Below are 21578 nucleotides of genomic sequence, written 5' to 3'. Positions count from 1 at the left end.
TAAGGAAACTCTGTCCTTATGCTAACGCATACCAAGCATGGTCCGCCAACAAGGCCACAAACAAACCGAAGATGTGCCAAATGGAATATTTGAAGGTTTGCCATGCCAAACCTTTTTGATCGGCAAACTTCAATCGCCATGCATACCAAGCAAAACCAAGGTTCAGTGCAAAGCTGCCGACCAAGTAAATCTCACCACTCATGCCCGCTAGCCACGGTAAGAAACCGACGACGATGAGCAGCATGGTATAAAGCAAAATCATGGTCTTGGTGTATTCCACACCATGAGTCACCGGCAACATAGGTACGCCAGCTTTGGCATAATCTTTCTGACGGTGAATCGCCAGTGCCCAGAAATGAGGTGGCGTCCATGTGAACACCAACATCACAAGCAGTAATGCGTGAGGGTCTAATGTACCAGTGACAGCAACCCAACCAAGCAGCGGCGGCATCGCGCCAGCAAGGCCACCAATAACAATGTTTTGAGGCGTGGCATGTTTCAGCCAAACGGTATACACCAAGGCATAGCCAATCAAACTCGCGAACGTGAGCCACGCCACCAGCGAGTTCAACGCCCAAAGTAACGCAAAGCCCACCACCATCAAGGTGGCACCAAACGCCAATGCCTGCATGGTACTGACTCGCCCTTTGGCCACAGGGCGATGAATGGTGCGTTGCATTTGGCGGTCTATGCGACGGTCAATCACATGATTGAATACCGCAGCAGCGGCAGATTGCATCCCAATACCCAGCAGACCTAAAATCACCACTTTTGCCGTTGGTAGCGCAGGTACCGCAAGGCACATACCCACCATGGCGGTGAGCAGCAACATGGCCACCACTTTGGGTTTGGTTAATTCTAAATAATCACGCCAAACGGCCTGTTCCACATTGTTGGATGCTTTGTTGGGCGTACTTGTAGATGCACTCGTGGGTGCGTTGCTTGCTAGCGATTGCGCTGAAACTTTAGCCATGACTCAACCTCCCCGATTCTTCCAATGACGTCCGCGACACCTTGGAAGGTTGGGCGGAAAAAACCAACACGGTTGTCCGCACCATAATTAATAACAACAACAAGCCACATACGTTGTGAGCCACCGCCACTGACAATGGCAATAAGGCGACAACATTGGTTACACCCAATGAAATTTGTAGCAGTAACGCGCCGACGAGCAACATCGACGTGGTGTTTCCTAACGGTCGACGGACACGCCATGCCAATAGCAGAACCAATGCAGTCACTACCATCGCGCCGATTCGGTGCGTAGCATGAATGGTCACGCGCTGTTCAAAACCGAGCACACCGTATTGATAGGTCTCGCTGGTTGGGCTGATCGGGTGAAAGGCTGACGCGTCGTAGCTGCTCACCCAATCCACTTCACAGATAGGTAGCTGTGTACACACCACCGCGGCATAGTTCGCTGACGTCCATCCCCCCAAGGCAATTTGCAGTATCACCGCCATCAGAGCACCGACCGTGAGCGCTTTCAGTCGACCGGACAGAGACGAATCCGCCTGATGTGAGGCCATCGTGTCTCTATTGCGGATGGATGGATTGCGCGTTAATGGTTCTGGCGGCGAAGATTCGTCATGAGTGTCACGCAGTTGCCGAACGCGTTTTCGCTCCAACACCGCCAACAAGAACAGCAAGGTCACCGTGGTGAAACCGCCCAACAGATGCCCCATCACCACAATGGGCATCAGGTTCATGGTGACCGTCCACATACCGAGCGCGGCCTGAAACGTCACCACACCCAGCAAGATAGTAGGTAATGTTTTGCGTCTTCCCTGACCTCGCCAAGCCAGCCAAGCGATGCCAGCTATGACTAACCCTAACGTGCCAGCCACGTAACGGTGGATCATCTCATTCCATGCTTTTTGTACTTCCACAGGTGCATTCGGGAATGCTTGCGTGGCTTGTTCCACTTTTTCGGGTGTGAGCGGCACAGTCAAAAAGCCATAACATCCCGGCCAGTCAGGGCAACCTAAGCCAGCTTCCGTTAAACGTGTGAATGCACCAAGCCCCACCACCACGAACGCCAAGAGCAGTGCGCCATAGATTAATCCAAGATAGCGTTTTTCAGTTTCCATACTCACCCCACCTTTGACAGCTTCATGAGTTTGCGAAGATCAGAGAGCAGCCCTTTGCTTTGGGTAATCTGCTCAGATTTTCCTTCAGGGATCGGATACGCCAAGATGAGGTTATTGAGTGGGTCGACCAAATAAATCGCTTCACCCGCATGAGGCAACGCCGCCATGGTTTGGTGTTGTTGAGAATCGATTTTCTGCTCAATGATATTGTCATTACCGTTCGCCGATGGCGTATCAGAGACGAGTAAAATACTGGTCACGCGATCACGGCTAGGGCCAACAGCAACCGGAATTTGTTTTAACTGGAACAGCGCACTTTCACATTGCTCCGCACAGGTTTGCGGCAAGGAATACACCAAGCGCCACTGCCCATTGTGTTCGAGCCAATCGGTACGAACCTCTTGTGTCAGCAATTCCCCTTTGTTGGTCACTCCTTTGTTAAACCAACCCATTTCCAAGACCAATTTGGCAGCCACCACGGGCACAGCAAAGGCTATTACCACCATGATTAAGGCTTTCTTTCCATTCATCAGCGTCCCTTCCTCCACCAAATCACAAATCCCAAAGCCACCACCAGAGCCAATCCGAACCACTGCATCGCATAGCCATAATGTTTTTCCGGCTGCATCACGACAGGTTCCCACACAGGTATAGCATTCCAATTAACCGTCTCGCCCGAATCTCGGGTGATGGTTTCAACACGTATCACCCAAGGCTGTAGGGTGTAACCACTGGCCTTAGATATCGCCTCAACATCAACAGATTGCACTCGCCAAGGCCATGAGGGTGTTGCGCTTTCCTCTCCAAGCACAACGCGTTGTGAGGGAAAGTCCGCAATGCCCTCAACGCGATAATTTCCTTGAATCTCGGGCAAGTCCGGTAATATTTCTCGTCGCGGTGGTGCTGCAATCCATCCCAAATCAATCAACAACCAGCGGTTGTCAGTGAATAGCGGCATCATCCAGCGATAGCCCACTCTTCCTTGATGAATTTGGTTGTCCAACAACACACTGCGATTCACGTCGAAGGTGCCACTTAGGTCAACAGCAAACCCTTTGGCATCTTGAGGAAGAGAGGAAACTTGAGTGAACACTTGCTGCTGACGTTCCGATAGTTGATCCAGAAGCGTCTCTTTTTCCGCAGCGCGTGACATTTGCCACATCCCTAACTTGACCAAGAGCACAACCATGGTCAAAGTAAAAGCAAGGAAACCCCAGCGTCGTATGCGACGTACTTTCGATGTCGACACCCATTCACCCTGTTGGTCACCTTTTTGGCCAGATGGAGGCAAAATGTTGCTCAAAGCTATCCTCGTCTGCCTACTTATCTTTATCGTATTTAACCTGTTTCGAGCGCTTCCCATCATGCTCAAAGGGAAGTCCGATATCCCTATGTCACGTTACCTTGGTCGGCGTGTATTCTTTTCAGTGATTGCGTTCGTCCTGTTACTGATTGCGATTGCCACTGGGGTGATTGAACCCAACGCTCGTCCTTACTAACCGCTGAGATACGCAAAAGGGGTGAATAATCACCCCAACATTAATTGCGCTATAAGACATACACGAACACAAACAGTGTCAGCCAAACCACGTCCACGAAGTGCCAATACCAAGCCCCCGCCTGAAACGCAAAGTGCTGATCAGGCGACATGTGCCCTTTTAGCACCCTGAGCCAAACAATGAACAAGATGACCGAGCCAAGGAAGACGTGCATGCCGTGGAAACCGGTCAACAAAAAGAAGGTATTCCCGTACACGCCCGAATCAAGACGCAGGTTTAGTTCTTGGTAGGCGTGGATATATTCTTCACCTTGGAAGAACAAGAAGATCCAACCGAGCAACACCGTCAAACCCAACATCTGCACGATGCGCTTGCGATTGCCCTCTTCCATCGCCACATGAGCGATATGAAGCGTGATTGAAGACGCCAATAGAATAACGGTATTGAGCAGCGGTAAGCCCCACGCCCCCATGGCAGTCGTTTCTGTGCCGTCTGGTGTTTTCACCAACGGCCACCCCGGGATGAAATCAGGCCACAGCACTTCTGCCGTCATGGCATTGTTACTTGCCCCTCCTAGCCATGGCACTGCGATAAAACGAGCGTAGAACAGTGCGCCAAAGAAGGCGGCAAAGAACATGACCTCAGAGAAAATAAACCAGCTCATGCCCTGTCGGAACGAGCGATCCATTTGATGGGAATAAAGCCCACTCATGGACTCATGAATCACATCGCGAAACCAACCTGTCAGCATGAAAATCAATACGGCAGAACCCGCCAGTAGCATCCAAGGTCCATTTCCACCGAATAACCCTCCGACCGTCGAGCCTGCGCCCATGGCAATCAGAAACAGGGCAACCGCACCGACAATCGGCCATTTGCTCTGTGCAGGTACGTAATAATTTTCGTAGTCCTGCTGTGCTTCGGAATTTGAGTGCGTTGTTGTCATGATGACCTCACTGCGGTTACTGAGTTACAGGCTCAGGTTTAGCGCTAAACAGGGTATAAGCCAACGTCAGGGTATTGATGTCGTCAGGAATTGCCGGATCTACATAGAAAACCAATGGCAATTCTGCATCCTTCCCCGCCTCTAATGGCTGGCGGTTAAAGCAGAAGCATTCAATTTTGTTCAAGTATTGGGCCGCTAACCCCGGTGAAACCGACGGTACAGCTTGCCCAATGGAATTCATGGTGGTGTTGTTCGTTGCTCGGTAGGCAATGGTGTGCGTTTCGCCCGGATGAACGGTGATTTTTTTCATTTCAGGCGTGAAATCCCAGCCAAGGCCAGGATTGATATACGCGACAAATTCAACGGTAACCTCACGCGAAAAGTCCACTTGCTGGCTTTCCTGTGCGGCAACATCCGAGGTTTTCCCATTGATGCCCGTAATGTCGCAAAACACGTCATACAAAGGAACAAGGGCAAACGCAAAGCCGAACATCAGCAACGCCATGCCCGCCAGCTTTAACGCTGAGCGACCTGTCTGTTGTTGCATGTTGTCGTCTTTTAGTTCGCCCATTCAAAACCTACCTTTAATCAATTTTCGGTGGTGTAGAGAAGGTGTGATAAGGCGCTGGCGATGGGATTTCCCACTCCAGACCTTCTGCGCCTTCCCAAGGTTTTGACGGTGCAGGCTCGCCGCCGCGGGCACATTTCACGACCAAGACCAAGAAAATCAGTTGCGAGAAACCGAACAAGAACGCACCCACACTCACAATCGCATTGATGTCTGCGAATTGGAGCGCGTAATCAGGGATACGACGCGGCATACCCGCTAAGCCAAGGAAGTGCATTGGGAAGAACAAGATGTTGACGGAAATCAGCGAGCACCAGAAGTGCCATGATGCCAACTTGTTGTCATACATGTGTCCCGTCCACTTCGGCAGCCAATAGTAGGCAGCCGCCATGATGGAGAATATCGCACCCGTCACGAGGACATAGTGGAAATGCGCCACCACGAAATAGGTGTCGTGATATTGGAAATCAGCAGGCGTGATCGCCAGCATCAACCCAGAGAAACCGCCAATGGTGAACAGCACGATGAAAGCGAGCGCAAACAGCATGGGGGTTTCAAACGTTAGCGAGCCTCGCCACATGGTGGCGACCCAGTTAAACACTTTCACGCCCGTCGGCACGGAGATCAGCATGGTACAGTACATGAAGAACAGTTCTGCAAACACCGGCATCCCTGTGGTAAACATGTGGTGCGCCCACACAACGAAACTCAAACCCGCAATGGATGCGGTGGCGTAAACCATGGAGGCATAACCAAAGAGCTTCTTGCGAGAAAATGCGGGAACAATGGCAGAGATGATACCGAAGCTCGGCAAAATCATGATGTAAACTTCAGGGTGACCAAAGAACCAGAAGATATGTTGGAACATCACAGGGTCACCGCCACCTGCGGCATCAAAGAAGGAGGTCGCAAAGTATTTGTCGGTGAGTACCATGGTCACCGCCCCGGCCAACACGGGCATCACTGCAATCAGCAAGAACGCTGTGATAAACCATGTCCACACGAACAACGGCATTTTCATGTACGTCATGCCCGGCGCGCGCAAGTTCATGATGGTGACGATAACGTTAATCGCCCCCATGATGGAGCTGATACCCATGATGTGAATAGCAAACACAAACAGTGCGGTGCTGTCAGGGGAATACGTGGTCGAAAGCGGCGCGTAGAACGTCCAACCGAAGTTAGGGCCGCCGCCTTCCATAAACAGTGACATGATCAGCATGAAGAACGCGAACGGTAGGATCCAGAAGCTCCAGTTGTTCATGCGTGGCAACGCCATATCTGGCGCACCAATCATCATTGGCACCATCCAGTTTGCTAGCCCTGTGAAAGCAGGCATGACGGCACCAAATACCATGATAAGACCATGAACCGTGGTCATCTGGTTGAAGAAGTTCGGCTCTACCAGCTGCAAACCAGGCTGGAACAACTCTGCGCGAATCACCAGCGCCATGGCTCCGCCAAGCAAGAACATGCTAAAGCTGAAGATCAAATACATGGAGCCGATATCTTTATGGTTGGTTGTCAACAGCCAACGCATCACCCCGCGAGGTTTATGATCATGGTCATCATGATCGACCTGATCGGGCGTCATATCCGTCATTACCGTTCTCCTTAAAGATCGTCACCGTTAAGCACTGCGTTAATTTGAGACGCTTGAATGACATCCCCCGTGTCGTTGCCCCAAGCGTTTCGCTCGTAGGTAACCACTGCAGCCAATTCTTTCAACCCCAGCTGTGCACCGAAGGCTTGCATCGCCGTACCCTCTTTGCCGTGAATCACTACGTTCAAGTGCTCAACCAGCCTTTCCGGCTTAATCGCCATATCAGACTGCGCTAGCGCTGGGAACACACCCGGCAAGCCAAGTCCGTTAACTTGGTGACAAGCTGCACAGCGAGAGTTGTAAACGTCCTCGCCCAATGTCATCAATTCGTCCATATCCATGTTCATCGACAGCAGTTTCTGTTCTTCTTCACGCACTTTCGCTTGTGCCAGTGCAGTCTCTTGAACCCACGCATTAAACTCGTCAACTGGCTTGGCGATGACCACGATTGGCATAAAGCCATGGTCTTTGCCACACAGTTCGGCACATTGGCCACGGTAGATGCCGGGCTTGTCGATTTTCGTCCATGCTTCGTTAATAAAGCCGGGGTTCGCATCTTTCTTCACCGCAAACGCGGGTACCCACCAAGAGTGGATAACGTCTTCTGAAGTGATCAAGAAACGCACCTTCTTACCAACAGGCACAACCAAAGGGCGGTCAACTTCGAGTAAGTAGTTGTCACGCTTTTTCAGTTCGCCATTAATTTGCGCGGGGGAAGAGGCTAACAACGAGAAGAAAGACACATCGTGGTCAAAATAGCGGTAGTGCCACTTCCACTGTGAGCCAGTCACCTGAATGGTGATGTCTGAATCAGACGGGTCTTCCATCGCGAGCAACACGCGCGTAGCGGGCACGGCCATACCAATGAGGATCAAAAACGGAACCAAGGTCCATAAGATTTCCACTTTGGTGCTTTCATGGAAATTTGCCGCGACTGCGCCTTTGGATTTGCGATGGTGCACGATCGACCAAAACATAACCCCAAAAACCACAATCCCTATCACCACACAGATATAGAGAATGGTCATGTGCAGGTCATAGACCTGCTCACTAATATTCGTCACCCCTTTTGTCAGGTTGAACGAAGACTGTTCATCTGCGGCAACGGCAGCAAACGATGGGAGGAGCGAGAGCGTAAGTAGAATTTGGCGAGTCGTCACCGGATCCCTCCTAGAAGTCACTACGCAAAACAGATATTCATTGGGCGTAGCAAACAGAAACATCGATTAACACTTCATTTACAATTAAAACTAGGCAAGGAATGAGGAAAGAACAAAAAATGGGCTGCAAAATGCGCTGAAACTTGATGCCAGCCACGAAATTACGAGATAAAGACAAGTGTTTCATCCTTAACTTTTTTCGGCAAATTCGCTAGCGAGAACGAAAAATCGAGAATGGTAACTTACTAAATTAGTGAAGGTTTAATCGCGAACTAATGGGTGGATACAGTCGGAAAAGGCTGAAAATAGAAAGGCAATGACACCCCAAGGACAGGGCGTGTGGCACGAGAAAAAGGTAAAAGAAAGGCGGTTAGCATGCTTTCGCCGCTAACCGCCTATTATTCTCAGTCATCTCGATGTTTCGAGTGGTATTACATCCAGTCGCTGTTGCGAATAACACCAACAGCAATACCCTCAATGGATAAGTTCTGCTGCGTTAAGTCCACGACAATAGGTGAAAACTCTTCATTTTCAGCATGTAACCACACTTGCGTGCCTTTGCGTTCGAGGCGCTTAACGGTTACATCATCTTCAACTCGAGCAACCACAACTTGACCATTACGCACATCTTGAGTTTTGTGCACGGCGAGTAAGTCACCGTCCATAATACCGATGTCTTTCATACTCATGCCGTTGACTCGCAGTAGGAAATCAGCGCTCGGCTTGAACAAACTTGGGTCAACCTTGTAGTGCATTTCTACATGTTCTTGCGCCAAAATTGGCTCACCGGCTGCCACTCGGCCGATCAGAGGTAGCCCATCATCATTGGCAGATTCCGCTGCAATCAGCAAACGGATACCACGTGATGCACCAGGTACGATTTCAAGCACGCCTTTTCGCGCCAGCGCCTTCAAATGTTCTTCCGCGGCATTCGCTGAGCGGAAGCCCAGCTCTCTCGCGATCTCGGCACGGGTTGGTGGCATTCCCGTCTCGTCGATTTTTGCTTTGATAAGATCAAAGACTTGCTGCTGTCTAGCGGTTAACGGCTTCATAATCAGACCTGTCTTTTTATACAGTTAACTGTGAGTATATCCAGTGTTTAACCAGTTGAAAAGGCGCATTTTGCACCAACTCGGTTAACGAGCCTCTTTGAGATCACACTTTGCTGTTTAATCTTGCGTTAACCATACTGACTCACGGCTGACATAAGCAGGCGCATTGGTGTCATTTCGCTGCAAGTTCGCGGACGTTTTCTGCTAGACTTGCCACGCACAGAATATAAGAGGCCGCGATCAGATGTCTGCTTGCCAATCGTTTTATCACAAGTTATTGAATTTACCTTTATCGGTACTGGTCAAAACGATCAGTATCCCGTCAGATCCAATTAACCAGCTGGGCTTCGATCTCACGCGTCCTATGGTTTACGTTCTGCCGTTTCGCTCTCATACCGATCTGCTCACGTTGCGCAATATTTGCCTGCAACTCGGGTTACCTGACCCACTTGAGCCGCTAGAACTTGGTGGGAAAACCCTGCCACGCTATGTTTTCGTCTCGGAAGGCAAGCGCATGTTCAAACAAGGCGATCCGGTTCCTGAAGAGTCCATCGAACTGTTTACTGAACTGCTCGAACTGCACAAGCGCGACTCTGAACTCGATATTCAGTTGATCCCTGCGTCTGTGGTTTGGGATAGAAGCCCTGGCAATGAGTCGCGCCCTGTTGCTGCGTCATTGCAAGCCATGAATGGGCTGCAAAAGTGCTACACCATTTTGACCTTGGGTCGCGACAGTATGGTGCGCCTGAGCAACCCTGTTTCGCTGCGATTCATGGCAGACAAGCACGGCACAGACACGACCATTGCGAACAAGCTCGCTCGTGTGGCGAAAATCCATTTCTCACGCCAAAAAATGGCGGCATCTGGCCCAGGGTTGCCTGACCGTCAGTTGTTGTTCAAGCGCTTGCTTGCATCTAAAGCCATCGACAAAGTCGTACAAGACGAAGCTGCTAGCCGAGATGTGCCTGTCGAGAAAGTGCGGAAAGAAGCCATCGATATGATGGAAGAAATCGCTGCGGACTTTTCGCCAAGCATGATTCGCTATGCCGATCGCTTGCTGACGTGGCTTTGGAACAAGCTGTATCAAGGCATTAATATCAATAATGCTGAACGTGTGCGTAAGCTTGCCCAAGATGGCCATGAGATTGTTTACGTACCATGTCACCGTTCGCACATGGACTACGTGCTTCTCTCGTACACCCTGTACAAAGAAGGCTTGGTACCACCACACATTGCTGCGGGGGTGAACCTAAACTTCTTCCCTGCTGGGCCGATTTTCCGTCGTGGGGGTGCATTCTTCTTGCGTCGTACCTTCAAAGGTAACCGTCTGTACTCCACTGTGTTCCGTGAATACTTGGCCGAGCTATTTGCCAAAGGCTATTCCGTTGAGTATTTCTCTGAAGGTGGTCGTTCACGCACAGGTCGCTTGCTTCCAGCCAAAACCGGCATGCTAGCAATGACCATTCAAGCCATGCTGCGCGGCCTGAAACGTCCTGTCACGCTTGTGCCGGTGTACATCGGCTACGAACACGTGATGGAAGTCAGTACCTACGCGAAAGAGTTGCAAGGTAAGCGCAAAGAAAAAGAAAGCTTCGGCCAAGTGGTCGGCATTCTGCGCAAGCTGCGTAACTACGGCAAAGGCTATGTGAACTTTGGCGAGCCGATTCAGGTGAACCATTTCCTGAACGAGAAAGCGCCGAATTGGCACAAAGACATCGACCCGATTGAGCCTCAACGTCCGAGCTGGCTAAACCCAGTGGTGAACGAATTGGCTGACCGCATGATGACGCAAATCAACGATGCCGCGGCAGCGAATGCGTTAACGCTTTGCGCCACGGCTTTGCTTGCATCTCGCCAACGCGCACTAAGCCGTGAAGCGCTCGAAGAGCAGCTGAACATTTACCTTGAGCTACTGCGCCAAGTGCCGTATTCATCGACCAGTACAGTGCCAGAAGACACGGCACAGGAACTCGTTGAGCACGCGTTGAGTCTGAATAAGTTCGTGGTAGAGAAAGACTCATTGGGTGAAGTGATTTCGCTAGATCGCCATCAATCTATTTTGATGACCTACTACCGCAATAACATTATTCATCTGTTTGCGATTCCGTCACTGATCGCGCAAATGCTGGTGTTCAAGACCAGTGTGAAACGTGAAGCCTTGCTGGAAACAGTACGTCAGCTTTACCCACTACTTAAATCTGAGCTCTTCATGAGCTTTGATGATGAAGCACTGGAAAGCTACGTGGATGCGGTGATCATTGAGCTAGAGCGTCAGTCATTGCTGACCATTGATGGCGACACCTTGCAAAGAGCGTCAGGTAAACTGAATCAGCTTCAGCTGCTAGGTCGCACCATCGCGGAAACCTTGCAACGCTACGCCATTACCATCACCTTGTTCTGTCACGAGCCAGATGTGTCCAAGTCCGACTTGGAACAACAAAGTCAGATGATGGCACAGCGCTTGAGCCGCCTTCACGGTATCAATGCGCCAGAGTTCTTCGACAAAGGCGTATTTAGCACCTTGGTGGATTCGTTGCGTGAAGAAGGCTACCTCAATGATGAAGGCCACGCTAAAGCAGAGCACATCGAAGCCCTGCAAGAATGCGTGTTGGGCTTAATTTCGCCAGAAGTGCAGCTCACGATTCAAGCCATTTTGAATCAGCCATCTGACGCGTAACAACGCCGAATCGAGCAAACAAAAAACCCTCGCCATGGCGAGGGTTTTCTTTTTTATGCTTATCGGTTTTTCTCTGGCACGACGCAGTGCTGTCTCGCAAACCCGTCGAAGTGACTGTATCGCTAGAACATGACAGTTAAAGCATTACCGCCAAACCCACGCCGATAAACACCAGCATACCGACGTAGTTATTGTTCAGGAAAGCTTTAAAGCAAGCATCTCTGTCGCGACCTTTTACCAACCATTGTTGGTAAACAAACAGCGCCGAGGCCGCCAATAAGAACCAGTAGTAGACCGTAGATAGCTGACACAAATACCCCACCAGCACCAGCAGCAATAAGGTGAGGAGCTGAAGTACGCCAACCGCTGCCTTGTCATACTTACCGAATAAAATCGCCGACGACTTGATGCCAATCTTCACGTCGTCATCCCTATCGACCATGGCATAAAGGGTGTCGTAAGCCACCGTCCAAAGGACATTGGCAAGAAACAGCATCCACGCAACCGGCGGTAGTTCACCCGCCTGCGCCGCATAAGCCATTGGGATCGCCCAACTAAACGCCATGCCCAATACCAGTTGCGGCATATGGGTGAAACGCTTCATAAACGGGTAAATTGAAGCAAGTGCTAGCGCCACCACAGAGAGTTTTATCGTCAGTGGGTCAAGCGTCAGAACCAGCAAGAAAGCGCCAAGGACAAGAAAAGCAAAGAGTGCCAACGCTTCTTTGGCAGAAACAAGTCCCGAAGGCAGAGGACGCGCTTTGGTGCGTTTCACATGACCGTCTAAGTTGCGGTCCGCGAAATCGTTAATCACACAACCTGCCGCTCTCATCATGACAACGCCAAGGATAAACACCACGAGGACTTTCGGATCAGGTACGCCGTCGGCAGCAAGAAACAACGCCCACAAGGTTGGCCATAACAGCAACAAGCTGCCAATTGGCCTGTCCATGCGCGTTAATTGCCAAAACGCTTTAGCTTTGGCTGCATCCATTTAGCCTTCCTCCTGATAAATCGGTGCGTGCGGCAGAAACAATTCAGACACCAGCATCGGCTTGTCATTCACCCACAAGCGAGAACGTCGCGCCAGTAAGGCTTGTCCTTCACAGACGACGTGCGCCACTTCTATCGCATCGCGACGTGCGTTGGCCTGATTGAAAACGCGCTGCCCCAAAGGCACTGCGCCCAAATCTGCGATATCTTGTTCGCGTTCAGTTAAGGTCGACATCGGTACCAAGGTTCGAGCACAAAGCCATGGTACATCGTCCCCCGACAGGACCACTTCGCGCACCAAACAAGCTTGGTCACCTAGCAGATCACGTTCATTGTCAGACAAGACTTCTTTGCCGACTTCATGAAGGCCCAGCACTTCCACCGTCAAGGTGCTGCAGCAGGCTTTCAAGCGCTCTGTCATTGAATGACGCTCAAGCAGCCACTCACCTTCCTTTGTTTTTTCCAGCTGTTGCCAGTCTGGGGCCTCCCAATTCGCCGCCAAAAGGGCTTCTACATATAATCGCTTGAAATCTGACATTTTATCCTGAGCCAAAGAGCAAAAAAACAACAAAACTTTCGCCGAATCTGCCATTAATGTTTAGTATTAATAGTGCGCTATTGTACACAGCTGTGCGAACGCATGCGCAGCTAAACTACCATAAGAGATTCATTAAATCTGGGGTTTGGCAAAAACCATGAAAAAAAATATGACCGCCATTTTCGCCTTGTTATTGACGCTGCTGCTCTCAGTTCCATCCATTGCAAATGCGGAAGAGGAAGCCGCGAAATTTAGCTATTTTACGCTTGAGCCTGAAATCACCACCAACTTTATTACCGATGGTCGAAAACTCGGTTTTATCAATGTGCGTATCGACTTAATGGTTGATGACCCGTCGCTCATCCAAATGCTGGAATACCATCAGCCGCTGATCCGCGACACCATCATTGAAGTGTTGGCTCAAGAAAATGAAGTACGCGTCAAATCCTTATCAGGACGAGAGGCGATTCGTAAAGCTTGCTTAGAGAAGGTGAATGAACTGCTGCTGGCTGAAACCAATCAAAAGGTGCTGGTAGACCTGTTATTTACCAAATATCTCTACCAGTAAGAACGACCAATAAAAAAAGCGCACCTTAAGCGGTGCGCCTTGTCGTGTGCTCATTTCATTTGTGCGGCTAGGCGCTGATCACTTGATCGGCTCTCACTTGGTGATATTGCGCCACGTAATCACAGACCTGTTGCTGCTCTTGTTCAGACAAGTACAAACCCATCTTAGTGCGACGCCACAACAAATCTGCTCCCGTCTGCACGTACTCAATGGCCATCAAATAGTCGACTTCTTTTTGCGTAAGACCACTGCCAAATTGCTCGCCCAAATCAGACGCCGACGTCGCATCCTCTAGCCACACCCAAACACGCGCACCATAGGTGGTTGCCAAACGGTTGACCGTCATTGCATCCATCCAAGTAAAACGACGAGACAACTCGTCTTCAATATCACCGAAAGACGCAATTCCCTCGCCTCCCGGCAACACACTATCCGCCGTCCAAGGTTTACCCATTTCCGCAAAGAAAGGTTCAAGTTTGTTCACGGCGGCTTGCGCCAGTTTTCGATACGTCGTTAGCTTGCCACCAAACACCGATAAGATTGGCGCATCACCGCCATTTTCATCTAGCTCTAACGTGTAGTCACGGGTCACGGCTTGCGGGGAGTCTGACTCATCATCACACAGTGGACGAACGCCGCTGTATGTCCATACCACGTCGTTGATGTCTAACTGCTTTGTGAAGTGTTGGTTGTAAACCTTCAGCATGTATGTGATTTCATTGTCATCAATCGACGCCTTGCGCGGGTCATCATGATGTTCAACGTCTGTCGTACCGACTATCGAAAAACGGTCCAAATACGGCAACACAAATACAATCCGGCTATCTTCATTTTGTAAAATATACGCCGCAGACCCTTCGTGCACTCTTGGCACCACGAGATGACTGCCTTTAATAAGACGAATACCGCGAGGAGATTTAAGCGTGGTGCTGTCATCGTAAAATTGCTTCACCCAAGGCCCTGCCGCATTCACCAGCACTTTGCAGTGGCGAATGAGTGTTTCTTGCGTCAGCTGGTCGACAATCTCTACCTCCCAGTGGTCGCCTAATCGTGTGGCTGTGGTGACTTTGCAGCGATTGCGCACTTCAGCGCCACGTTCTTGCGCGTCCATGATATTCAATACCACTAAGCGCGCATCATCGACCCAACAATCTGAGTATTCGAAACCCTTGGTGATTTCCGGTTTGAGTACCGAATCTTCGCCAAACTGAATGCTCTTACTGGCAGGAAGGCTGGTACGTTTACCGAGGTTGTCATAGAGAAATAGACCGGCACGAATCATCCAAGCAGGCCGAAGATGAGGGCGATGGGGTAAACGAAAGCGCATGGGCCACGCAAGGAAAGGCGCTTTTTTTAACAAGACCTCACGTTCAGCGAGCGCTTCACTCACCAAACGAAATTCATAGTGTTCAAGATAACGGAGACCGCCATGGATGAGCTTCGAACTTGCTGACGATGTCGCCGATGCAAAATCATCAGCCTCGAACAGCCCGACTTTTAGGCCACGGCCTGTCGCGTCAGCAGCAATGCCTGCGCCATTGATACCGCCACCAACCACCAGTATGTCCAACATTTCTGTGCTCATTTCACCTTCAGCCTTGTCCATGATTTGCTGTTCCATTGCGTCGCACCGTGCAGCGTAACCTATCTGCAGCTTCGTTCATTCGAACATTTAACTTTCGTTTACGAACATTCTAGTGCAAAAAATGAGCGTGTCCAGTGTCGTAATGGTGAAAAAGGCAACAAAACGCGCATACAAAAACGCCGCCAGACGGCGGCGTAATAAAAGTCAGTACGGCTAGGAAATGATTTCGACCTGTGTATCAGTGCCTTGCAGCAGGGAGGCCACGGATTCAGGCAAAGGAGCATTGGTGAAGAGCATATTAATTTGCGAAATCTCTCCGACATTAACCATGGCGTTACGGCCAAATTTCGTATGATCTACCGCGAGCATCACTGAGCGGCTGTTTTCCATGATGGCTTGTTTAACGCGTACTTCGTGGTAATCAAAATCCAGCAAGCCGCCATCAAGGTCGATGCCGCTGATCCCCAAAATACCGAAATCAAGGCGAAACTGGGAAATGAAATCCAAGGTTGCTTCACCCATGATGCCGCCATCACGATTGCGCACTTCTCCGCCAGCCATGATGATTCGAAAGTCTTCTTTCGCCATCAAGATGCTCGCGGCATTGAGGTTATTGGTGACGATACGCAGATCTTGATGATTCAGCAGTGCCCGTGCGACCGCTTCGGGTGTGGTGCCGATATCGAGGAACAAGGTGGCACCATCGGGAATGTGCGAAGCCAACGCCAACGCCAGTTTGTTTTTGGCGTCTTGCTGCATAACCTTACGTGCATCATACGCTGCATTCACCGAACTCGATGGAATGGTCGCGCCGCCGTGTTGGCGTCGGATTTTGTTTTCCGCCGCCAGCTCATTGAGATCGCGACGAATCGTCTGAGGGCTTACGTCAAAAAAAGCCACCAAATCATCGGTGCTGACATACCCTTTGCTTCGAACTAAATCGAGAATTTCCTGATGTCGTAGCGTTTGCTTCACAGTGCCCTCTGCGCTAACACAATGTCTGGGGATAGTTTACGTGGCTGCCTGCAGCTTGCCAATGTGGGCGCACTCAAGGGTCAGCACGCATCACACTACTCACCAAACCCTAGGTACTAAGCCAACTACTCGGACTAGGCGAACTAGGCGAACTAGGCGAACTAGGAAGGATTTCTCGCAGCGCGGGAAAACTTCGCATCAAACACCGCAATGGCACAACCGGACACCAAGCCAAACAAATGCGCCATGTTGGCAATCGCCATACCAAACGGTTCAAAGAATCCGACCACGAGCCACAACAGCATGAAGCCGACATAGCTTGGCTCTATCGACAAGCCACGAGATGGTGCCAGTGTGCCCATCAACCATAAGTAACCCAGCAAGGCATAAACCACGCCGGACATGCCGCCAAACGCAGGGCCTTCGAACATATATTGCCCAAGGCCAGAGAAGAGCGCGGTGAGTAAGAACAACTGCACCAGCTTGGCGCTGCCACATTGTTTCTCTATTTTTCCACCAAGCACCCACCACCAGAGCAGGTTAAACACGATATGCGTGGCTGAAAAGTGCAGCAAGGCGTGAGTGAATAACCGCCAGAGTTGCCACTGCTGATCATCCGTCGCGGGGAAATGCAGCAAGGAGAAGACTTCATTACCAAACCCAAGCGTTAGCCCTGCATAGGCAACAATGCACACCACCATGATAGAGAGGGTAAACGGACCCGCGTTTTGTCTCAGTGAAGCCAATATGCCCTGCTTTGGGTAAGAAAAATGCGCAGTGCGGCTTTCGGCCATCTCCCATGAGGCTGATTGATATTTACGTGCGGTGGGGTTTTGTAAGAAGGCGTGAAGTTCAGACTCTGCTTCAACTTGATGCTGGCTGTCTGCCAACCACAAGCCAAACTGCCCTTCACCTTCTGGCATCATTTGAACATCGATCTCTCGTGAGGCCATGTAGTCAATGAATGCCTGTCCGGCGCGAGGGTTAGAAATTGCAATCAGCCTTATCATTCAAGCCTCTTTATTGTTGTTCTAATCGTTATTGCCTGCCACAGGCAACGACTGTCGATGCCAGGCTTCAAAACCACCATCTACACTGTACACCTGCTCAAAGCCTTGGTTAACCAAATATTGTGCTGCACCTTGGCTACTCACGCCGTGATAGCAAATCACAAGCACGGGTTGTTCATAATCAACCTGTTGGTCGAACTGCACCATGGTGTCGTTGGTAAGATGAAATGCGCCCTGTGGATGAGATAGCGAAAATGACTGAGGATCCCGAATATCCGCGATCACCGCGTTCTGATCGTTGTCCTCAAGTAGCTTCCAAGCATCCAAAACAGAGATATGCGCAAATTGTTCCATGGGTTATTCCACTCCCTACCATTATTCAAAATGCTGAGATTTCACATAAATTAAAGGAAACAACAGCGAAAACACCATTGTACCTGAGTTTTAAACAATCCATGCCACAGAGAAATAGTGGGCTTTGTACGCTTTTTAGCCGCCTGTGGAAAAAACTGTGGATTGCGTTGATAAAGTAGGATCGCGGCAGAAGATCCACAACATATAGTGTTGATCGTAATAAAACTGTGGACAAGTGATCTGAGCCCTAGTGAGATAAGGCTTTATTAGGCACAAAAAAACCGGCGAAAGGCCGGTTTTTAACGATCAAAGAGGGAGGCAAGATCACAATGCGTCTTCGCCAACTGCCTCTTTCAATTTTCTCATCGCATTCTTCTCTAGCTGTCGAATGCGCTCAGCAGATACTTGGTAATGATCTGCCAATTCTTGCAAGGTCGCTTTGTTATCATCATCTAACCAGCGCGAACGAATAATATGTTGGCTTCGCTCGTCCAGACCCGACATCGCATTAGCCAGTCGGCGGTTAGCATGGTCTTCCCAGTTTTGATCTTCGATGTTGATAGCAACGTCTGAGCTTTTATCTTCTAAGAAGAAAACCGGCGCTACAGGGCCAGAGCCTTCACGCTCATCATCATCAACACCGCCATCGAAACCAGCATCTTGCGCCGCGAGACGAGATTCCATCTCACGCACTTCGGATGCATCAACACCCAGCTGCTCGGCAACCAAGTTCACTTCTTCAGCGTTAAACCAACCTAGACGTTTTTTCGACTTACGCAGGTTGAAAAACAATTTACGCTGAGCCTTGGTCGTAGCGACTTTCACAATACGCCAGTTTCGCAAAACGTATTCGTGAATTTCCGCTTTAATCCAATGCACGGCAAACGATACCAGTCTCACGCCCACTTCTGGGTTAAAGCGCTTCACCGCTTTCATCAGACCGATGTTGCCTTCTTGCACGAGATCAGACACAGGCAGTCCGTAACCGGAATAACCACGGGCAATATGAACAACAAATCTCAGATGAGACAGGATCAGGCTCTTAGCCGCATCCAAGTCTTCGTCGTAGTGCAGACGTTCTGCCAGCTCACGTTCATCATCGGCAGACAGCATTGGATGGCTGTTTACCTGACGTAGATAGCTATCCAAGCTATCTCGGGAGATCGGGGCTAGTGCATACATCTCTGCTGTCATTTTCACCTCTTTTCGAATCTATCGAATACATTTGGCCTAAAAAGGCCAAAGGCATACTCTACTCATGTACAAAAAAACTGCAAGCATGAGTGCATATTCACTACATTGTGTGACCATTCCCTGTTAGACAGGTTCAATGTCTCGCAAATGTTTTCCAGCGGCCAGTCGGGCAGCTAATAGGCCAATCAGCCCTGCCACCATAAACAGAATCAAGGTTTCATCGAGACCTAAGCCACTGAGACGAAAGCCACTGCTATACAATGTAGCCAATTTCGCGACGGCTGCATCAAGTAATAGTCCATTCACTGTTGCAACAATCCACGCGACCACAGCACCAGATAAGGCTAACCACACACCCGTGTACAAATAGGGGCGCAGAATATAGCTATCGGTCGCGCCAACAAGCTTCATCACTTGGATTTCTTGTTTTTGGTTGAGTACCTGCAATCGCAGGGTATTTCCGACAATAAGGAACACTGCCATTAACATCAGACCGGAGAACACCCAAGTTAATGTCAGCACCAGTGATTCAATCGCGGCAAGACGCTGCAACCAATCACTATCCAGTCGCACCTCTTCAATGCCCGACTCTGCGCGCAGCTTAGACGCCAACGCGGTGACTCCCGCAGCATCATCGCTATTAGGCGTTACCACAATCACCCCAGGGAGGGGATTATCGTCAAGTAAACTTACCGCCTCATCAAATCCTTGGATTTGACGAAGCTCCGACAATCCTTGATCCGGAGAAATATACGCTGCCGTGCCAATTTCAGACCACTGCAACAACTCATTACTGAGTGATGCGGCACGATCTTCTGGCATTTCATCGAGGTACACGGTTAATTGGTTCGGGGCTTGCCATTGTGAACTGACCTCCACCACGTTCTTCGCCAACATATATAAGGTGACGGGTAACGCGAGCGAGAACGCCAGTGCTAGCACGGTTAACAGGTTACCCGTTGGACGTGCCAATAAATCTTTGAGGGCTTGTCCGCATTGCTGTTTATGAAGCGTCAGGAAGTTAGCCACGCGCCACCTCCGACAAATGCCCCTGATTCAGATCGAAGCGACGCATGTCGTATCGGCTCAACAATGAGGTGTCGTGCGTTGCCATAAGTACCGTGACACCCACTTGGTTGAATTGACGAAACAACTCCATGATTTGCTGCGACAGCGCCGCATCCAAATTCCCTGTTGGTTCATCGGCAATCAACACTTGCGGACGGTTAACCACAGCGCGGGCAATGCCCACACGCTGCTGCTCACCGCCGGATAGCTGAATTGGCAAACACGCGGCTTTGTCCAACAAGCCCACTTTGTCTAAGGCAGCAGATACGCGCTTTTTCACGTCAGATTCATTGGCCTGCTCAATACGCAATGGCAGCGCGACGTTGTCAAACACCGTTCTGTCCATCAAGAGCTTATGATCTTGAAAAATCACACCAATGTGGCGACGTAAGAAAGGAATATCTTTACGGTCAATGCGTGAAATATCGTGGTTATTGAACAGTATTTTGCCGTCACTTGGCCGTTCAATCGCGCACAAAAGTTTCAGCAGTGTACTTTTGCCTGCCCCAGAGTGACCGGTCAAAAATGCCATGTCCCCTTTGGGTAAGTGAAAGCTTACTTTTTGTAATGCTCGCTGCCCACCGCGGTAGGCCTTACTAACCTGCTGAAACTGGATCACGCCTATCAGTCCTCCTGACTAAACAGTGCTTCTATAAAGTCTTCCGCAACAAACGGTCTTAAATCGTCGATCCCTTCACCCACACCGATATAGCGGATAGGAATGTTGAATTGATCAGCAACCGCAAAGATAACGCCACCTTTCGCCGTACCATCAAGCTTGGTCAGGGTAATACCCGAAAGCGGCGCGATGTCGTTAAACAAACGTGCTTGGCTGATCGCGTTTTGACCGGTACCTGCATCAATGGTCAGCATGATTTCATGCGGTGCATTCTCATCAAGCTTCTTCATCACACGGACGATTTTTTTCAGCTCTTCCATCAGGTTAGCTTTGTTTTGCAATCGACCGGCAGTATCAGCAATGACAACATCAACATTACGTGCTTTTGCAGCTTCAATCGCGTCATAGATCACTGATGCACTGTCTGCACCCGTATGCTGTGCGATAACAGGGACTTTATTTCGCTCGCCCCAAACCTGTAGCTGTTCGACTGCAGCCGCACGGAAAGTGTCACCTGCCGCCAACATCACGGACTTGCCTTCTTGCTGGAATTGCTTCGCAAGCTTACCAATGGTGGTGGTCTTACCCACGCCATTGACGCCAACCATCAAGATGACAAATGGACCGTCTTTCTTGGTCACATCCAGAGGTTTCTCTACCTGACTCAAGATACCTGCCATTTCTTGCTTAAGCAGGCCATACAAGGCTTCACCATCTTTCAATGCCTTGCGTGAAGCATTGTCAGTCAAGTTCTTGATAATTTTGGTTGTGGTGTCCATGCCAACATCGGCAATGAGCAGTTGTTCTTCGAGTTCTTCGAACAGCTCATCATCAATTTTCTTACCACTGAACAGGCCAAAGAAGCCTGCACCAATGTTCGCTTTGGTTTTTTGAAGGCCACGCTTTAAACGCGCAAATAAACCTTCACGTTTCGGTTTCTCTTGCTCAGCGTTTGCTTTGGCATCCGCTTCTGCTTTCGCGTCAGCTTCTGCTTGAAGACGAGCCGCTTCTTCGGCTTGTGCATCCGCTTCCGCTTGAAGGCGAGCAGCTTCTTCGGCTTGTGCTTTCGCGTCCGCTTC

At 50.0% G+C, this 21578-nt stretch carries 22 protein-coding genes; 3 read left to right on the top strand and 19 right to left on the bottom strand.

Annotation, left to right across the window (positions count from 1 at the left end):
- Positions 1-16: 16 nt before the first annotated feature.
- Genes cyoE through Q365_RS0124290 form a run of 4 tightly spaced genes read right to left on the bottom strand, consistent with a single transcriptional unit; the run spans position 17 to position 3393 of the window.
- A complete protein-coding gene (cyoE, locus tag Q365_RS0124305) occupies positions 17-973 on the bottom strand; it encodes a heme o synthase (protein ID WP_028025805.1) in 957 nt (318 codons plus the stop codon).
- Complete coding sequence (locus Q365_RS0124300) at positions 966-2090, bottom strand: COX15/CtaA family protein (protein ID WP_028025804.1); 1125 nt, start codon at positions 2088-2090, stop codon at positions 966-968. The genes cyoE and Q365_RS0124300 overlap by 8 nt, the downstream gene beginning before the upstream one ends.
- Before the next feature lie 2 nt (positions 2091-2092).
- Positions 2093-2620: a hypothetical protein gene (locus tag Q365_RS0124295; RefSeq protein ID WP_028025803.1), complete on the bottom strand. Its 528-nt coding sequence runs from the start codon at positions 2618-2620 to the stop codon at positions 2093-2095.
- Complete coding sequence (locus Q365_RS0124290) at positions 2620-3393, bottom strand: SURF1 family protein (protein ID WP_281173707.1); 774 nt, start codon at positions 3391-3393, stop codon at positions 2620-2622. The genes Q365_RS0124295 and Q365_RS0124290 overlap by 1 nt, the downstream gene beginning before the upstream one ends.
- On the opposite strand from Q365_RS0124290, the gene Q365_RS0124285 reads away from it, so the two are divergent.
- Entirely contained in the window at positions 3383-3589 is a 207-nt protein-coding gene (locus Q365_RS0124285) for a DUF2909 domain-containing protein (protein WP_028025801.1), read from the top strand. The two genes, Q365_RS0124290 and Q365_RS0124285, sit on opposite strands and share 11 nt — an antisense overlap.
- Positions 3590-3638: 49 nt before the next feature.
- Here the strand turns inward: Q365_RS0124285 and Q365_RS0124280 are convergent, their stop codons facing one another.
- The 5 genes from Q365_RS0124280 to lexA form a co-directional block, all read right to left on the bottom strand.
- Positions 3639-4535 (bottom strand): cytochrome c oxidase subunit 3, encoded by an 897-nt coding sequence (locus Q365_RS0124280; RefSeq protein WP_028025800.1) that lies wholly within the window; start codon positions 4533-4535, stop codon positions 3639-3641.
- A 16-nt stretch (positions 4536-4551) separates the two neighbouring features.
- Positions 4552-5106, bottom strand: a complete 555-nt coding sequence (locus tag Q365_RS0124275) for a cytochrome c oxidase assembly protein (RefSeq protein WP_028025799.1) — start codon at positions 5104-5106, stop codon at positions 4552-4554.
- 13 nt (positions 5107-5119) lie between these two features.
- Entirely contained in the window at positions 5120-6706 is a 1587-nt protein-coding gene (ctaD, locus tag Q365_RS0124270) for a cytochrome c oxidase subunit I (protein ID WP_028025798.1), read from the bottom strand.
- Positions 6707-6717: 11 nt separating this feature from the next.
- Entirely contained in the window at positions 6718-7866 is a 1149-nt protein-coding gene (gene coxB, locus Q365_RS0124265) for a cytochrome c oxidase subunit II (protein ID WP_028025797.1), read from the bottom strand.
- A gap of 431 nt (positions 7867-8297) precedes the next feature.
- Complete coding sequence (gene lexA / locus Q365_RS0124260) at positions 8298-8918, bottom strand: transcriptional repressor LexA (RefSeq protein ID WP_028025796.1); 621 nt, start codon at positions 8916-8918, stop codon at positions 8298-8300.
- Between the two features lie 244 nt (positions 8919-9162).
- Between lexA and plsB the strand changes: the two genes are divergently transcribed.
- Entirely contained in the window at positions 9163-11595 is a 2433-nt protein-coding gene (gene plsB / locus Q365_RS0124255) for a glycerol-3-phosphate 1-O-acyltransferase PlsB (protein ID WP_028025795.1), read from the top strand.
- Positions 11596-11731: 136 nt separating this feature from the next.
- On the opposite strand, the gene ubiA is transcribed toward plsB, so the two are convergent.
- Positions 11732-12589: a 4-hydroxybenzoate octaprenyltransferase gene (ubiA, locus tag Q365_RS0124250; RefSeq protein ID WP_028025794.1), complete on the bottom strand. Its 858-nt coding sequence runs from the start codon at positions 12587-12589 to the stop codon at positions 11732-11734.
- Positions 12590-13126 (bottom strand): chorismate--pyruvate lyase family protein, encoded by a 537-nt coding sequence (locus Q365_RS0124245; protein WP_028025793.1) that lies wholly within the window; start codon positions 13124-13126, stop codon positions 12590-12592. It abuts the gene before it with no gap.
- A 157-nt stretch (positions 13127-13283) separates the two neighbouring features.
- On the opposite strand from Q365_RS0124245, the gene Q365_RS0124240 reads away from it, so the two are divergent.
- Entirely contained in the window at positions 13284-13694 is a 411-nt protein-coding gene (locus tag Q365_RS0124240) for a flagellar basal body-associated protein FliL (RefSeq protein WP_035025767.1), read from the top strand.
- Between the two features lie 67 nt (positions 13695-13761).
- Here the strand turns inward: Q365_RS0124240 and glpD are convergent, their stop codons facing one another.
- From glpD to ftsY, 8 genes are all read right to left on the bottom strand, one after another.
- Entirely contained in the window at positions 13762-15267 is a 1506-nt protein-coding gene (gene glpD / locus Q365_RS0124235; protein WP_081796401.1) for a glycerol-3-phosphate dehydrogenase, read from the bottom strand.
- A gap of 225 nt (positions 15268-15492) precedes the next feature.
- Positions 15493-16254 (bottom strand): DeoR/GlpR family transcriptional regulator, encoded by a 762-nt coding sequence (locus tag Q365_RS0124230; RefSeq protein ID WP_028025790.1) that lies wholly within the window; start codon positions 16252-16254, stop codon positions 15493-15495.
- Positions 16255-16415: 161 nt separating this feature from the next.
- Entirely contained in the window at positions 16416-17264 is an 849-nt protein-coding gene (gene glpG, locus Q365_RS0124225; RefSeq protein ID WP_028025789.1) for a rhomboid family intramembrane serine protease GlpG, read from the bottom strand.
- 21 nt (positions 17265-17285) lie between these two features.
- The gene (gene glpE, locus Q365_RS0124220; RefSeq protein WP_028025788.1) at positions 17286-17618 is read right to left on the bottom strand and encodes a thiosulfate sulfurtransferase GlpE; all 333 of its coding nucleotides are present in this window, start codon (positions 17616-17618) and stop codon (positions 17286-17288) included.
- Between the two features lie 324 nt (positions 17619-17942).
- Positions 17943-18812: an RNA polymerase sigma factor RpoH gene (gene rpoH / locus Q365_RS0124215; RefSeq protein ID WP_028025787.1), complete on the bottom strand. Its 870-nt coding sequence runs from the start codon at positions 18810-18812 to the stop codon at positions 17943-17945.
- A gap of 123 nt (positions 18813-18935) precedes the next feature.
- Entirely contained in the window at positions 18936-19841 is a 906-nt protein-coding gene (ftsX, locus tag Q365_RS0124210; RefSeq protein WP_028025786.1) for a permease-like cell division protein FtsX, read from the bottom strand.
- Positions 19834-20499 carry a cell division ATP-binding protein FtsE gene (gene ftsE, locus Q365_RS0124205; RefSeq protein WP_028025785.1) on the bottom strand — a complete coding sequence of 222 codons (666 nt, stop codon included), beginning with the start codon at positions 20497-20499 and terminating at the stop codon, positions 19834-19836. The genes ftsX and ftsE overlap by 8 nt, the downstream gene beginning before the upstream one ends.
- A 5-nt stretch (positions 20500-20504) precedes the next feature.
- On the bottom strand, positions 20505-21578 hold a 1074-nt coding region (gene ftsY / locus Q365_RS0124200), incomplete at its 5' end, for a signal recognition particle-docking protein FtsY (protein WP_028025784.1).

It is taken from the genome of Enterovibrio calviensis DSM 14347 (assembly GCF_000621165.1).
Lineage (GTDB): Bacteria > Pseudomonadota > Gammaproteobacteria > Enterobacterales > Vibrionaceae > Enterovibrio > Enterovibrio calviensis.
This window is presented reverse-complemented; position numbering and strand designations above follow the sequence as displayed.